Source organism: Novosphingobium sp. 550D, assembly GCF_057401885.1.
This window is the reverse complement of record NZ_CM171613.1, coordinates 3,159,603-3,172,409: the sequence shown is the minus strand read 5'-3', so window position 1 is coordinate 3,172,409 and position 12,807 is coordinate 3,159,603. Positions and strand designations below refer to the sequence as shown.

Here is a 12,807-nt window from a genome sequence, read left to right as displayed (position 1 = left end):
GTTCACCCGCCGTTCAAATTTTAGTTGAGCTTGACCCGCTCAACCGGGCCCAGAATGAAGAGATAGGCCAACGTCCCGATGATCCCCAGCGCGCCGATATAGGCCAGCGCGCCATAGAAGCTGCCCGTGGCGCCAACGGCAAAGCCAACCACCAGCGGGGTGATGATGCCAGCCAAATTGGTGAAAAAGTTGAACAAGCCCGCGGTCAGCCCCATCATCTCTTTGGGTGCGACATCGGACAAAAGTGTCCAGCCAAGCCCGGCCAGACCCTGACCGAAAAAGGCCAGGCTCATCACCGCGATGACGGCATTGTTGCTGTCCATATAATTGGCCGAAACCATGCTGGCGCACAGCAGAAGGCCCGCGATGATCGGCACCTTGCGCCCGATGGTGGGCGAACCCGTTGCGCGGATCAGCCAGTCGGAAAATACGCCCCCCAACATTACCCCGGCCGCCGCCGCAATATAGGGCAGCGAGACCAGCCAGCCCGATTTGATAAAGGTCATGCCGCGTTCCTCGGCCAGATAGGACGGGAACCATGTCAGGAAGAAAACCAGCGTGGAATTCGAGCAGAACTGGCCAATCGAGGCACCCGCGATCTGGCGCGTGGCGACAAGGCGCCGCACATTGGCCCAACTGAAGGCGATGGGTTGAGTGCCGCCCGAAAAGCCGCCGCCTGCGGCAATCAGGTCGATTTCCGCTTGGTTTGCGCTGCTGTCCTGCGGCTCGCGATAGAGGCGATGGAACAGAAAAGCGAAGGCGACGCCCAGCCCGCCGACCACGAAAAACAGCGAGCGCCAGCCATAGGCGTTGAGCATCCAGCCAAGGACCGGGATCAGCAGGCCCAGCCCGATATATTCGCCAACGGTGTAAACGCCGGTCGCCTTGGCGCGCTCATTTTGCGGAAACCAAGTCGACAGGACGCGGCTGTTGGCGGGGAAGCAGGGGGCCTCGGCAAGACCGAGCGCGAGGCGGGCCGAAACCAGCCCCGCAACCCCCGTCGCCAGCCCGTGCAGCGCCGTCATCGCCGACCACAGGCCCAGCGAGAGCGCGTAGGTCAGCCGCGTGCCCAAACGGTCCAGAACATAGCCGCCCGGAATTTGCGTCAAAGCATAGGTCCATGAAAAGGCCGAGAAGATCAGGCCCATCACCTCGGGCGTGATATGCAATTCCTTGACCAGTTCGGGCTTGGCCACACCCATGACCGAACGGTCGAGGTAGTTGATCAGCGTGACGGTCGAGATCAGCGCAAGGATGACAAGGCGTTTACGGGTCGGCTTCATTTCGCCCGCTCCCGCGCCCACATGACATGGCGCACGCCCAGCGGGTATCCGTTGACGCCAAGGCCCGAAATGATGCCCGTCACCACTTGCGTCATGATCGAGTGGCTGCGCCATTCGGCCTCACGGCGGTGGATGTTGCTGATGTGGACCTCGATCACCGGGCAATCGACCATTTTGAGCGCGTCAAGGATCGGATAGGCGGCATAGGTAAAGGCCGCAGGGTTGAACACAATGCCGGCGTAACCTTTGCGCGCGGATTGAATCCAATCGACCGCTTCATGTTCCGCATTGGTTTGTCGGAAATCGATAGCATAGGCTGTTCCGGCCACTTCGGCCTCGCACATGGCCTTAACATCGGCCAGCGTTTCATGGCCATAGATGTGCGGCTCACGCTCGCCCAGCAAGTTGAGGTTCGGTCCGTTGAGGACCAGAATCGTGCCACCCATGGCATATCTCTCCCTTTGTTTGGTTGCGGCATAATCGAAAGCGCTTGCGTTGCAAAGAAATATGTACGAACTAGTTCATAAATCAAAAAATGACGGAGAGTTCGATGCGATGGGGATATGCCGGAATCGCCGGTGCGCTGCTGTCTGGTGCCGCATTCGCGCAGGCGCCGGGGGATTGGGCCACCTATGGCCATGACAAGGGCGGCCAGCGCCATTCGCCGTTAAGGGAAATTACGCCAACCAATGCGGCGCAATTGGCGCCTGCGTGGGTCTATCATATGCGGCCCGCCACGCCCGCGACCACCACGGACGCCAATGCCGATGCGCAGCGGCGCGCGGAAGGACTTCCTGACATGACCGCTGGCGGCGCGCCCACCGGCCCCCGTGCCCGGCGCAGCCGTTTCGCCGGGTCGGAGGTGACGCCTCTGGTCGTGAACGGGCGCATGTTTGTCTCCACGCCCTATGGCCGGGTGGTGGCGCTGAACCCTGATACGGGCGCGGAAATCTGGGTCACCACCATTCCAGGGCCGGGGCAGCCGTCCTTGCGCGGCGTTGAATATTGGGCGGGGGACGCAAATACGCCGCCACGCATTGTGTTCGGTACGCGGGACGGGCGCCTGATCGCTCTGGACGCGGCAACGGGTGCGTTTGCCGAAGGGTTTGGTGACCATGGCGTGGTTGACATGAAAACGCCCGAAATCCTGAATGGCGGCGAGGCGCGCTTTTACGGCATGACCAGCCCGCCCATCGTCTATGGCAACCTGATCATCACCGGCAGCGCGGTACAGGAATTTCCCGCCAAGGGCGCGGCGGGCGATGTGCGCGCATGGGACGCGCGCGACGGCCATCTGGTCTGGACGTTCCACTCGGTCCCGCGCAAGGGCGAGAAAGGCTATGACACATGGGCACCGGGCAGCGCGGAAGGGCGCAGCGGGGTCAATGCATGGGGCTTCCTGAGCGTCGATGAAAAGCGCGGGATTGTGTACATGCCCTTTGGCGCGCCCACCTTTGACCGCTATGGTGGGGATCGGGCGGGCGACAATCTGTTCGGCACATCACTGGTCGCGGCGGATGCCAAGACGGGCAAATATCTATGGCATTTTCAGGTGGTTCATCACGACATCTGGGATGGTGACTTAGAAGCCGCGCCCTTGCTGTTCGACGCCACGATCAAGGGCCGGAAGGTGCCCGCCGTCGCGGTGATCTCGAAATCCGCGCTGCTTTTTGTACTGAACCGCGAAACGGGCAAGCCGATCTTCCCCATCGCCGAACGCAAGGTGCCCATCAGCGATGTACCGGGGGAAAAGGCATCGGCCACCCAGCCGTTTCCGTTGGTGACGCCGCCGCTGGGGCGTACCAGCTTTTCGATCAAGAATGACATCACCGATCTGACGCCGGAACTGCATGACACTTGCGCCAAATGGATCGCCGACAATCATATGGTCGAAGGGCCTATCTATACGCCGATCCATCTGGACAAGGTGACGATCAGTTTCCCCGGCCTGCTGGGCGGTGGCAATTGGGGCGGGGCGACCTATGATCCGGCGCAGCGCTTGCTGGTGGTCAACACCCATGATCTGGGTCAGGTGACGAAGATGGTGCCATCGAAAGGTCCGCTGCCCTTTGAAAGGGGGCAGCCTTCGGGCCGGTTCCGCCCTGATAACACCCGCCTGCTGTGCCAGAAGGGGCCGTGGGGCCGTCTGTGGGGCGTGGACATGGTAACGGGCAAGATCCGCTGGCAGGTGCCCTTGGGCATTTCGGATGAAGCGCCGGAGGGCAAGAAACTGACCGGGCGGCCCAACATGGGCGGGGCGATTACGACGGCGGGCGGGCTGACCTTTGTGGGGGCGACTGATGACAATCGCTTCCGCGCCTTTGCCACGGCCACGGGCAAGATGGTGTGGGAGGTCAAGCTGGACGCGGCCGCCCATGCCACGCCCATGACCTATGCGGGGCGTGACGGGCGGCAATACGTCGCCATTGCGGCCACCGGAGGCACATTCCTCGACAGCCCGCTGACATCGGACACGATCACCGCTTTCGCCCTGCCCAAGAAGGAGGCCGGACAATGAAAATCGCCCTTCGCTTTGCCGTTTGCGCGGCGCTGGCCCTTTCGCTTTCGGGACAGACGCCCGCGCCTGTCCCGGGTGCGCCTCGTACGCCTCCGCCCGGCTATCAGGATGCCTATGCGGGAAAGAAGCGCCTGTTGATCATCGCCGATCTGTCCACCGGCAACCAATCCGCGCATATGGCCGTCAGCCATGCCGTCTCGGTCATCGAACAGATCGGGCGCGAGAGCGGGGCCTATGTGTCGTTCATCCGCACCGACATGGACTGGATCACCAAGGGCGAGACCTGGGGCAAGTTTGACTATGCCAAAGGCGGGCCGAAACAGGCGCGGGGCAAGAACCTCGACTATTTCGACGCGGTATTGTTCTACACCAACGGCGACACGACCCTTTCGCCGCAACAGAAGCAGGATTTGCTCGATTACGTGGCCAAGGATGGCAAAGGCTTCATCGGCATCCACACGGCGACGGCCACTGCGGTGAACTGGCCTGAATATGGCGAGATGTTGGGCGGGGTTTTCGACAACCACCCATGGATGATTTCTGACGCCAAGATCATTGTCGAACGGCCCGGATTTCCCGCCATGAAGGCGTTCAAAACCGGCATGGTGTTGAAAGACGAGCATTACCAGATGCTGCCCAACCCCTATTCGCGCGACAAGGTGGATGTCCTGGCCCGCATCGACACGTCCAGCGTCAACATGGCCGCGCCCATGGTTCACCGCAAGGATGGAGATTTCCCCGTCGCTTGGATCAAGAGCTATGGTCAGGGGCGCGTGTTCTATTCCGGCCTTGGCCATACGGACGCCAGTTGGGACGATCCGCGCATCCGAACCATGGTTTTGGAGGCAGTGAAATGGGCGGTCAATGGCGGTGAGAAGCCGGTGCCGCATGGGATGAAGTGAAGGGGGGGAGTTATGCCTCCGGCGGGCAAAGGGCGGGAGCATTTCTCTTGAGAAATGCGACCAATAAAGACTCCCCTTTGCAATCCCGATAATGGGGTTGTGGCAGGTTTGCGATGTTGTTGTGAACGAGATAAAGCCTGCGGCGCTATTTATCGGCGCCGCAGGCTTTCAAAATTCAAAGGTTGCGCCCTACACCCATTGGCCGAACCTATGGCGCAACGCAGACAGTAATGGGAGCGCGAGGGACGAGTCCCTCGCATTCACCCCTTTACTTCCCCACTCCATAAGTCCGCGCCAGATAGGCCACAATCACGTCATAATCCGCGTCCGATACCTTGGCGCCCTTGCCGATCATCTGATCGACCACTTCTGCCCACTTGTCGGCGTCATAGCGTTTGCTGGCGACGATGGCGGGCGGGTGACACGCGGCGCAGGCGGCCTGTACCTCGGCCTGTCCTGCGCCGGTGGGAAAGGTGGGGGCGGCATCCTGCGCCATGACTGTGCCGCCGAGCGATGCGACGGCGGCAGGCAAGAGGAACCACAGGCGCGTCATTTTGCGGCGGCCTTTTTGTCCAGATGGGCGTGCAGAAAATCAAAGGTGGCATTCATCGCGCGCAAGGTAGCCTCGCGGGTTTGCGCGGGAGTTTTGCCGATAAAGCTGTGGTCGACGCCATCGATATAGATGCTATCCACCGGGACGCCTGCGGCCTTCAGCTTTTCCTCGCCAAGGTGCGATTGTGACACGGGAACGGTCTTGTCCTCTGTGCCGTGGATCAGCAGGAAAGGGGGATCCTTGGCATCGACATAGGTGTTGGGGCTGGCGGCTGCGAATTTCTGCGGGGTGCAGGCGCCGTCGCAACCCAGCAATTTGGCGGCGGCTCCATCCTGTCCGCCGGGGCGGCTGGCCGAAAGGGCGGCGAAATCGAACACGCCGTACCAGATTGCGGCGGCCTGAACGCATTCGCTGCCCGGTGCGGCCTTGGTGCCTTTGGGATCGAGCGAGGTGTCGCCGCAGCTCATCGCGGTCAGTGCCGACAGATGCCCGCCCGCCGATCCGCCCCAGATGCCGGTGCGGGTGGGATCAATGCCAAAACGTGCCGCATTCCCTTTCAGGAAGCGCAGGGCGGCGCGGGCGTCCTGAACCTGTGCAGGGAAGGGAGCCTCGGCGGCAAGGCGGTATTCGAGGCTGGCGACGACGAAGCCTTCACTGGCCAAACGTGCCAGCGCGGCGGGGAAATTGACCAAGGCGCCCGAATGCCGGGTATGGCCCGCCACCCACCCGCCGCCATGGATGAACAGCACGAGCGGTTTGGGGCCGGCTTTCTTGGGCGGCATGTAAATATCGACGATCAACGGGCGATAGCCGGGAATGGTCGAATAGGTGACATCGGCAAGACTGGTCACGCCGCCGGGCCATTGCGTAACATGGACCGGATAATGGTCTTCGAGAACCGGCTTGGCGTCGACCGGAAATACGCGCGGCGCCGCAGACGCCGTAAAAGGCAACGCCAAGGCCAATGCCGTGGGAAGGAAATATTTGCTCATGAGGCCCTCTCTCACTCTTATGTGAACCGGATAGTACACAAGAGTCGCGAGGGCGCAACCGGCCCTTGAACGCAAATTGTATCAGCGGTGATGATGGGCTTCAGCCCGGCTTTACCCAGCGCAGGACGCAATCGATGATTTGTACCCGGCGCCGTGCCTTTTGCGCCGGTTCGGCAAAATCGACGCCGAAATTTTGCAGGAAAGTGTAACGGTTAGAAACGTTGTAAAAGGACAATGCCGAAATCGTCATGTGCAGATCGACCGGGTCGATGCCTTCACGGAACACACCCTGATCGACGCCCTTTTTCAGGATCGCGCCAAGGGCGGCGATGACGGTACGGTTGCGCGCCTGCATGTCGGGGATCTGGGCAATGTGTTCGCCCTTGTGAACGTTTTCGTTCATGACCAGACGCACGAAATCGGGATGTTCAAAGTGATAATCGAAATTGTGCCCGATGATCGCGCGCAACGCCTGTTCGGGCGACAGGTCCTCAAACCTTGCGGCCTGTTCCTGATTACGGATCGTGTCATAGGCGCGTTGCAGCACGGCCTGATACAGCCCGTCCTTGCTGCCGAAATGGTAATAGATCATCCGCTTGGACGTCTGGGTCTTTTCCGCGATTTCGTCGATGCGCGCCCCGGCCAGCCCTTTTTCCGAGAACTCATGCGCGGCCACTTCCAGAATATCCTCACGCGTGCGCAACGCGGTCAACTGGCGCTTGGACAGGCCATTGTTGTCGGAAAGGCCATTGCTTTGGGAAAAGACTGTGCTGTCCTGCGTCACCTTCAATGCCACTCCCGCGGGCCAAATTGATCCAGATACGCCCCGTATTTCGGCCTAGCCTATGCCATGCGCCTTGTCATCCCTGTCGGGGTGGCATGTGGGGGGCGGATATGCAACAAGGCGCAAAGTTCAATCGGAAAGCGTTACGTATTCATGGAAAATGGCACTTCGATGCTGCACGACGGGTTTCTGCTGCTTGGCTTTGCCATGGTCTTTGTGCTGGTGTTTCGGCGGCTGGGGCTGGGTGCGACGCTGGGTTATCTGTTGGCGGGCGCGGTGGTGGGCCCGCATGTTCTGGGCCTTGTTGGCGAGGCCGAACAGAAGATGGGTTTTGCCGAACTGGGCATCACGCTGCTGCTGTTTCTGGTTGGGCTTGAATTGAACCCGTCGCGCTTGTGGAAAATGCGGCGCGATATTCTGGGCCTTGGCATGATACAGGTGGTGCTGTGCGGCGCGGCCTTGGCGGGCTTTATCTATGTGGTCACGATGCTCTCACCCACGGCGGCGCTGGCTTTGGGCATGCCTTTGGCGCTGTCCTCGACGGCGCAGGTTTTGCCGATGCTTCAGGCGGCGGGCCGTTTGCGCACCCCCTTTGGTGAGCGCACCTTTGCCATCCTGTTGTTTCAGGATCTCTCGATCATCCCGATGATCACCATCATCGCCACGATGAGCCGTAATCCCGCTGATGCCAATGGCCCTCCGGGGTGGCAATTGGGGCTGTATACGGTTCTGGCGATTGTGGGGCTTATCCTTGCGGGGCGCTATCTGATCCGGCCCTTGTTCCGCCTGATCGGCAATCTGGGCGAGCGGGAGATGTTTATCGTCGCTGCGCTGTTTACCGTCATGGCCTCGGCCGCTGTGATGGAGGCTTTGGGCCTGTCGACGGCGCTGGGCGCGTTTATCGCGGGCGTGATGCTGGCGGATTCGCCCTATCGGCATGAATTGGAGGCCGATGTCGAGCCGTTCCGCTCGATCCTTCTGGGGTTGTTCTTCTTGGCGGTCGGCATGATGCTCGATCTGCACACCATTGCCGAACGTCCGTTCTTTGTGATCGGCATGGCGATCGGTCTGGTGGCGATCAAGACACTGGTGATCTTTGGCATTGGCAAGATGTTCGGCATGAAATGGCGCGCGGCCTTGGCCTTGGGCATGTTGCTCAGCCAGGGCGGCGAATTCGGCTTTGTCCTGTTTACCCAGGCCCAGCACGCCCTGCTGATCGCGCCCGAAGCCGCCAGCCTGTTTGGCGCCATCGTCACCGTGTCGATGGCCAGCACGCCTTTCCTGATGCAGGCCACCAAGCGGATGCGCGAGGAACCGGCCATCGTGAAGGGCGAGCGTGCCGGGCCGGAAACCGCCGACCGCGCCGCCGCCATCGTCGTTGGCTATGGCCGCTTTGGCCAGAGCGTTGCCCAGATGCTGAACGCCAGCGACATTTCGGTGACCATGATCGACACCGACATCGAAATGATCGACATCGCCAGCAGCTTTGGCGCCAAGGTCTATTTCGGGGACGGCACGCGCCTCGACCTCCTGCGCCTTGCCGGGGCAGAGGAGGCGACCATGATCCTGTTCTGTATGGACGGGGATCAATTGACCGCCGATGCGATTGAGGCGGTGCATCAGGCCTTTCCACAGGCCAGTCTGTATGTGCGCGCCTATGATCGCCGCGCGGTAATCCGTCTGAAAAAGACCCCAGCCTCGCGCATTGTGCGTGAAGTGATGGAATCGGCGGTCCGTATGGCCCGCTTTGCGTTGGAGGACAGCGGCGTCAGCGTCGAGGCGATCAACCGCGCCGAGGAAATGTATCGTGCCAGTGATCGGGAGCGTTTGAAGATCCAGATCGAAGCGGGCGATGTGCGCGCCGCCCATGAAAAAATCATCACCCGGCCTGCGGGCGAGGATTAGGGCAAGGGGGCAATAGCGGCTGCGCGCCCTTTAAACCCGGCGCAGCAGGACGGACAGGTTGTTGGCGGGCATGGGGTGCACGCTTTCCACCCGCAATCCGTTCCGCTCTGCACATGCACCGACATCCTCAAGCTGGCGCAGGCCCCAACGCGGATCACGTGCGCGCAGATCCTGATCGAAGGCTTCGTTGCTGGGCGCTGTCGCCTGTCCGGCCACGCGATAGGGGCCATAGAGATAAAGCAGGCCGCCAGCAGGAAGGATGGCGCCGGCCCCGCGCATCAGGCCTTCGGTCGCTTCCCATGGGCTGATATGGATCATGTTGATGCACACGATCGCGTCGGCCTGCTTGATCGGCCAATCCTCGCCCGCCGCATCCAGTTCCAATGGCGGCGCAACATTGCCAAGCCCTTGTGCAGCCACCCATGCGGCGATGGATTGGCGCGCAATGGGTGACGGATCGGATGGCTGCCAGTTCAAATCGGGCAGGGCGCGAGCAAAATGGGTAATATGCTCGCCCGTCCCGCTGGCCAATTCCAGCACCAGCCCGGTCGAGGGCAGGGCGCCGCGCAGCACGTCCAAAATCGGATCGCGATTGCGCGTTGTGGCGGGCGCATATTGGCGCAGGTCCGGCATGTCCTTCATCGGCAAAAGATGGAGCGCACAGCCCCGACCGTCAACCAGAGAAGGTGATAGCGCCTTGATGCACTTGCGGATCAAAATACCCTTGCAATTGCGCGGCTCTGGCCCAAGAAGTGCGGTCCCTTCGGAAGAAAGCGCCGCAAAGGCATGAGTAGAATTCGCAATATCAAGGAACTGGCCGATCTGGCCGGAGTGTCGACGGGCACGGTTTCGCGCGCGCTGGCGGGCTCAACCTTGATCAGCCTGAAGACGCGCGAACGCATTCAGGCCTTGGCCAAAGAGCATGGGTTTCGCCCTAATCTTCTGGCCCGCAATCTGCGGATTCAGCGCACGAACACGATTGGCGTGCTGATCCCGCTGGGCCATGAAACGGCGCAGCATCTGACCGATCCTTTCTTTATCACGATGCTGGGCCTGCTGGCCGACAAATTGACCGAACGCGGCTATGATCTGCTGCTCAGCCGTGTGATCCCGACGGACAGTGCTTGGCTGGACCGTATCGCCACATCCGGGCGCGTCGATGGATTGATCGTGATCGGCCAATCCGATCAGGCCGCAACCATCGATGCGGTGGCGCGGGATTATCGCCCGCTGGTCGTCTGGGGCGGCTATGACGAGGGGCAGGTCCATTGCAGCGTGGGCAGCGACAACCGCAAGGGCGGCGATCTGGCGGCCAGCCATCTGATCGCGCAAGGGTGCCGCAAGATCGCCTTTTTCGGCGACCCCAAGACGCGCGAAATCGAACAGCGTTTGAACGGCGTGCGCGACGCCTTGGCCCGTGCAGGCATGGGGCAGCCGCATATCGAACCGGCCCATTTGACCGATGAGGAATTCGGGCCGGAAATCGCAGGCTTTCTGGGGCAAGCCGCCGATGGGCCGATCGGCATTGTGGCCGCGTCAGACGTGATCGCGCTCAAAACCCTGCGCGCCATGGCGGTCCAGGGCTTGTCCGCGCCCGGCGATGTGCGCGTTGTCGGCTATGACGGGCTGACGATTGGCGAACATACGGTGCCGCAGCTCACCACCGTATGTCAGGATCTGGCGCGCGGCGCAGAGCATCTGGTGGATATGCTCGTGCGCCGCATCGCGGGTGAGGATACGCAAAGCGTGGTGATGGAACCTGAACTGATCCTGCGCGGATCAGCCTGACGTTTACAGCCCCAGCGCGACGGCCAGCGCGCCCAGCAGGCCCGAATTATCGCCCAGCGCCGGGGCCACGATCACCTCGGCCGGATGGCCCGCGAAATACCCGGCGCCGCTTTCTGTTGCCATTGCGCGCACCTTGTCCAGCAGGCCGGGCGTGGCGGTTACGCCGCCGCCCATCACAATGCGCGCCGGTTCCATGATCGCCTGAAACGTGACGGCGGCCTGCGCCAGATACCATGCGATAATATCCGCGCCCGGATGCCCGTCCGGCAATTCGGAGAGCGATGCCCCCCAACGCGCAATGATCGACGGCCCCGCGGCCAGCCCTTCAAGGCAATCGCCATGGAACGGGCAATGCCCCTTGAAATCCCGATCATCGGGATGGCGCGGCATGCGGATATGCCCCATTTCCGGATGCGACAGGCCGTGCAGCAGCCGCCCATCCGACACAAAACCCCCGCCGACCCCGGTGCCGATGGTCAGATAGAGCAGCGAGCCGACGGTCTTGCCCGCGCCCCAACGAGCCTCGGCAAGGGCCGCGCCGTTTACATCGGTTTCCAGCCCCACCGGACAGTCAAAGGCGCGCGCAAATGGTCCGACCAGATCGGCCCCGCTCCAATGTGGTTTGGGAGTGCGGGTGACATGGCCCCATGTGGGCGATGCGCGGTTGAGGTCGAGCGGGCCAAAGCTGGCGATGCCGATGGCGTCGGGCGTCAAACCTTGTTCACGGAACCAGCCGATGGTGGCGCCGATGGTTTCCTCGGGCGTGGTGGTGGGAATGCGATGGCGCGCGGCGATGGTGCCATGTTCATCGGCAATGCCCGCCACGAATTTGGTGCCGCCCGCCTCGATCAGGCCATATTGCGCCATGTCAGTTCCCCTCAACCCAAGCCTTCTCGCCGTTCAGAGCGATGCGGAATGTGGGGGCGGGTGTACCGCCAAATCGCGCGCGCCGCCATGCCGGATCGTCGAGTTTCGTTTCGGCGGTGCAGGCGGGATAATCGATAAATCCCCAAACATCGAGCGAGGCGTCCACCCACCAGCTATAGGTCTGGAACGGTGCCTCCTCTGGATTGGCAGCGACCAGGCCGGTGCCATTCAGGGGCCGCCACGGGCCAAGCACGTCCCTGGCCACTGCCCCATAAACGCCGTTCGGGCCGGACGGGCCATCGGGGGCAAAGACCTTACGCTGGGTTGACCAGAACAGGTAATAGAGCCCGCCTCGATGGATCAGCAGCGGGCGTTCCTGTTCATTGTTCAATCCGTCCGCGCTCAGGATCGGGGGCAGGATGTCCCATTCGGTCAGTGCCGTATCGCGCGCGCGGGCGATGCCGATACAGCCGTTGAACGCATGGGCGGAATCTTTCAGCGATCCGGTAAAGACGATATAGGTCGCGCCATCCTTGGGGTCGCGGAAATGGGCCGGGTCGCGAAATCCCTTGATGAAACCGGGCACACCTTCACGCTGATTGACCAGCATGTAATGGACGTTGTCGGCGATGATGTTTTCGCGAGCGGCGCTCCATCCGGTGATGGAGAAACTTTGCGCGTCCAGCTTGCCCTTCGTCTGGAACAGGCGCTGGGCAAAGGATCGGGCTTCCTCACCCGGATAGCCCGCGACGGTGTAGAACAGCGTGACCTCGCCGGTTTCGGGGTGCCCCGGATCTGGATGCCAGAGCGCGCTGCCCGCCCATTCGCGGCTGCCGGGATTGAAACCGTCGGGCAGGGCGTGGCCATGGTCGTGCCATGCGCCATCGTGGGTGCGGGTCATCAAACGGATGCGCACGATGTCATGGCGCGCCTCTGGATCGGGCAGGGCGGGGGCGCACAGGATGAACCACAAGCTGGTGCCGTCAAACAGTGTCGTGGTGCCGTCAGCGTTTTGCAGAGGCCACAGATCCCACAGGTCGATGCCGGGCAAGATGGGGCTGACCTCTGCCGGATCGATGACGGGAATCGTGTTTTGCGGCGACAGGGTGATGGCGCGGACGTGGTCTGCGCGCCATGTCGAAACCGAGGGGGAAACGCTGGGCTGCGTCACTTTCATTCTCTCCCAATGCCTGCTTGAGGCGAATTATAGGCGAA

General features: G+C 61.8%; 12 protein-coding genes. 4 read left to right on the top strand and 8 right to left on the bottom strand.

Annotation, left to right across the window (positions count from 1 at the left end):
• Positions 1-20: 20 nt before the first annotated feature.
• Both AC2S2E_RS15005 and AC2S2E_RS15000 read right to left on the bottom strand, forming a co-directional pair.
• Positions 21-1,283, bottom strand: a complete 1,263-nt coding sequence (locus AC2S2E_RS15005) for an MFS transporter (protein WP_486522909.1) — start codon at positions 1,281-1,283, stop codon at positions 21-23.
• Positions 1,280-1,729, bottom strand: coding sequence for a type II 3-dehydroquinate dehydratase (locus AC2S2E_RS15000; RefSeq protein WP_476107696.1), 450 nt, complete (start codon positions 1,727-1,729; stop codon positions 1,280-1,282). Before AC2S2E_RS15000 ends, AC2S2E_RS15005 begins: the two co-directional genes overlap by 4 nt.
• Before the next feature lie 104 nt (positions 1,730-1,833).
• On the opposite strand from AC2S2E_RS15000, the gene AC2S2E_RS14995 reads away from it, so the two are divergent.
• Both AC2S2E_RS14995 and AC2S2E_RS14990 read left to right on the top strand, forming a co-directional pair.
• Positions 1,834-3,801 (top strand): pyrroloquinoline quinone-dependent dehydrogenase, encoded by a 1,968-nt coding sequence (locus AC2S2E_RS14995; protein WP_486522908.1) that lies wholly within the window; start codon positions 1,834-1,836, stop codon positions 3,799-3,801.
• Positions 3,798-4,703, top strand: coding sequence for a ThuA domain-containing protein (locus AC2S2E_RS14990; RefSeq protein WP_486522907.1), 906 nt, complete (start codon positions 3,798-3,800; stop codon positions 4,701-4,703). Before AC2S2E_RS14995 ends, AC2S2E_RS14990 begins: the two co-directional genes overlap by 4 nt.
• Positions 4,704-4,971: 268 nt before the next feature.
• Here the strand turns inward: AC2S2E_RS14990 and AC2S2E_RS14985 are convergent, their stop codons facing one another.
• From AC2S2E_RS14985 to AC2S2E_RS14975, 3 genes are all read right to left on the bottom strand, one after another.
• Positions 4,972-5,256, bottom strand: a complete 285-nt coding sequence (locus tag AC2S2E_RS14985; protein ID WP_486522906.1) for a hypothetical protein — start codon at positions 5,254-5,256, stop codon at positions 4,972-4,974.
• A complete protein-coding gene (locus tag AC2S2E_RS14980) occupies positions 5,253-6,248 on the bottom strand; it encodes an alpha/beta hydrolase fold domain-containing protein (RefSeq protein ID WP_486522905.1) in 996 nt (331 codons plus the stop codon). Before AC2S2E_RS14980 ends, AC2S2E_RS14985 begins: the two co-directional genes overlap by 4 nt.
• Before the next feature lie 100 nt (positions 6,249-6,348).
• A complete protein-coding gene (locus AC2S2E_RS14975) occupies positions 6,349-7,032 on the bottom strand; it encodes a TetR/AcrR family transcriptional regulator (protein ID WP_486522904.1) in 684 nt (227 codons plus the stop codon).
• Positions 7,033-7,185: 153 nt separating this feature from the next.
• On the opposite strand from AC2S2E_RS14975, the gene AC2S2E_RS14970 reads away from it, so the two are divergent.
• Positions 7,186-8,937, top strand: a complete 1,752-nt coding sequence (locus AC2S2E_RS14970; protein ID WP_476107689.1) for a cation:proton antiporter domain-containing protein — start codon at positions 7,186-7,188, stop codon at positions 8,935-8,937.
• A gap of 30 nt (positions 8,938-8,967) precedes the next feature.
• Here AC2S2E_RS14970 and AC2S2E_RS14965 read toward each other — a convergent pair whose 3' ends face one another.
• Complete coding sequence (locus AC2S2E_RS14965; RefSeq protein ID WP_486524624.1) at positions 8,968-9,570, bottom strand: DUF938 domain-containing protein; 603 nt, start codon at positions 9,568-9,570, stop codon at positions 8,968-8,970.
• Positions 9,571-9,723: 153 nt separating this feature from the next.
• Here AC2S2E_RS14965 and AC2S2E_RS14960 point away from each other — a divergent pair, with 153 nt between their 5' ends.
• Positions 9,724-10,725 (top strand): LacI family DNA-binding transcriptional regulator, encoded by a 1,002-nt coding sequence (locus AC2S2E_RS14960; RefSeq protein ID WP_476107687.1) that lies wholly within the window; start codon positions 9,724-9,726, stop codon positions 10,723-10,725.
• Positions 10,726-10,728: 3 nt separating this feature from the next.
• On the opposite strand, the gene AC2S2E_RS14955 is transcribed toward AC2S2E_RS14960, so the two are convergent.
• Both AC2S2E_RS14955 and AC2S2E_RS14950 read right to left on the bottom strand, forming a co-directional pair.
• Entirely contained in the window at positions 10,729-11,592 is an 864-nt protein-coding gene (locus tag AC2S2E_RS14955) for an ROK family protein (RefSeq protein ID WP_486522903.1), read from the bottom strand.
• A 1-nt stretch (position 11,593) separates the two neighbouring features.
• A complete protein-coding gene (locus tag AC2S2E_RS14950) occupies positions 11,594-12,763 on the bottom strand; it encodes a glycoside hydrolase family 68 protein (protein ID WP_486522902.1) in 1,170 nt (389 codons plus the stop codon).
• Between the last annotated feature and the right edge of the window lie 44 nt (positions 12,764-12,807).

Coding starts and splice junctions, on each gene's coding strand:
- AC2S2E_RS15005 (WP_486522909.1), bottom strand. CDS start 1,283: ATGAAGCCGACCCGTAAACGCCTTGTCATCCTTGCGCTGATCTCGACC.
- AC2S2E_RS15000 (WP_476107696.1), bottom strand. CDS start 1,729: ATGGGTGGCACGATTCTGGTCCTCAACGGACCGAACCTCAACTTGCTG.
- AC2S2E_RS14995 (WP_486522908.1), top strand. CDS start 1,834: ATGCGATGGGGATATGCCGGAATCGCCGGTGCGCTGCTGTCTGGTGCC.
- AC2S2E_RS14990 (WP_486522907.1), top strand. CDS start 3,798: ATGAAAATCGCCCTTCGCTTTGCCGTTTGCGCGGCGCTGGCCCTTTCG.
- AC2S2E_RS14985 (WP_486522906.1), bottom strand. CDS start 5,256: ATGACGCGCCTGTGGTTCCTCTTGCCTGCCGCCGTCGCATCGCTCGGC.
- AC2S2E_RS14980 (WP_486522905.1), bottom strand. CDS start 6,248: ATGAGCAAATATTTCCTTCCCACGGCATTGGCCTTGGCGTTGCCTTTT.
- AC2S2E_RS14970 (WP_476107689.1), top strand. CDS start 7,186: ATGGAAAATGGCACTTCGATGCTGCACGACGGGTTTCTGCTGCTTGGC.
- AC2S2E_RS14965 (WP_486524624.1), bottom strand. CDS start 9,570: ATGCCGGACCTGCGCCAATATGCGCCCGCCACAACGCGCAATCGCGAT.
- AC2S2E_RS14960 (WP_476107687.1), top strand. CDS start 9,724: ATGAGTAGAATTCGCAATATCAAGGAACTGGCCGATCTGGCCGGAGTG.
- AC2S2E_RS14955 (WP_486522903.1), bottom strand. CDS start 11,592: ATGGCGCAATATGGCCTGATCGAGGCGGGCGGCACCAAATTCGTGGCG.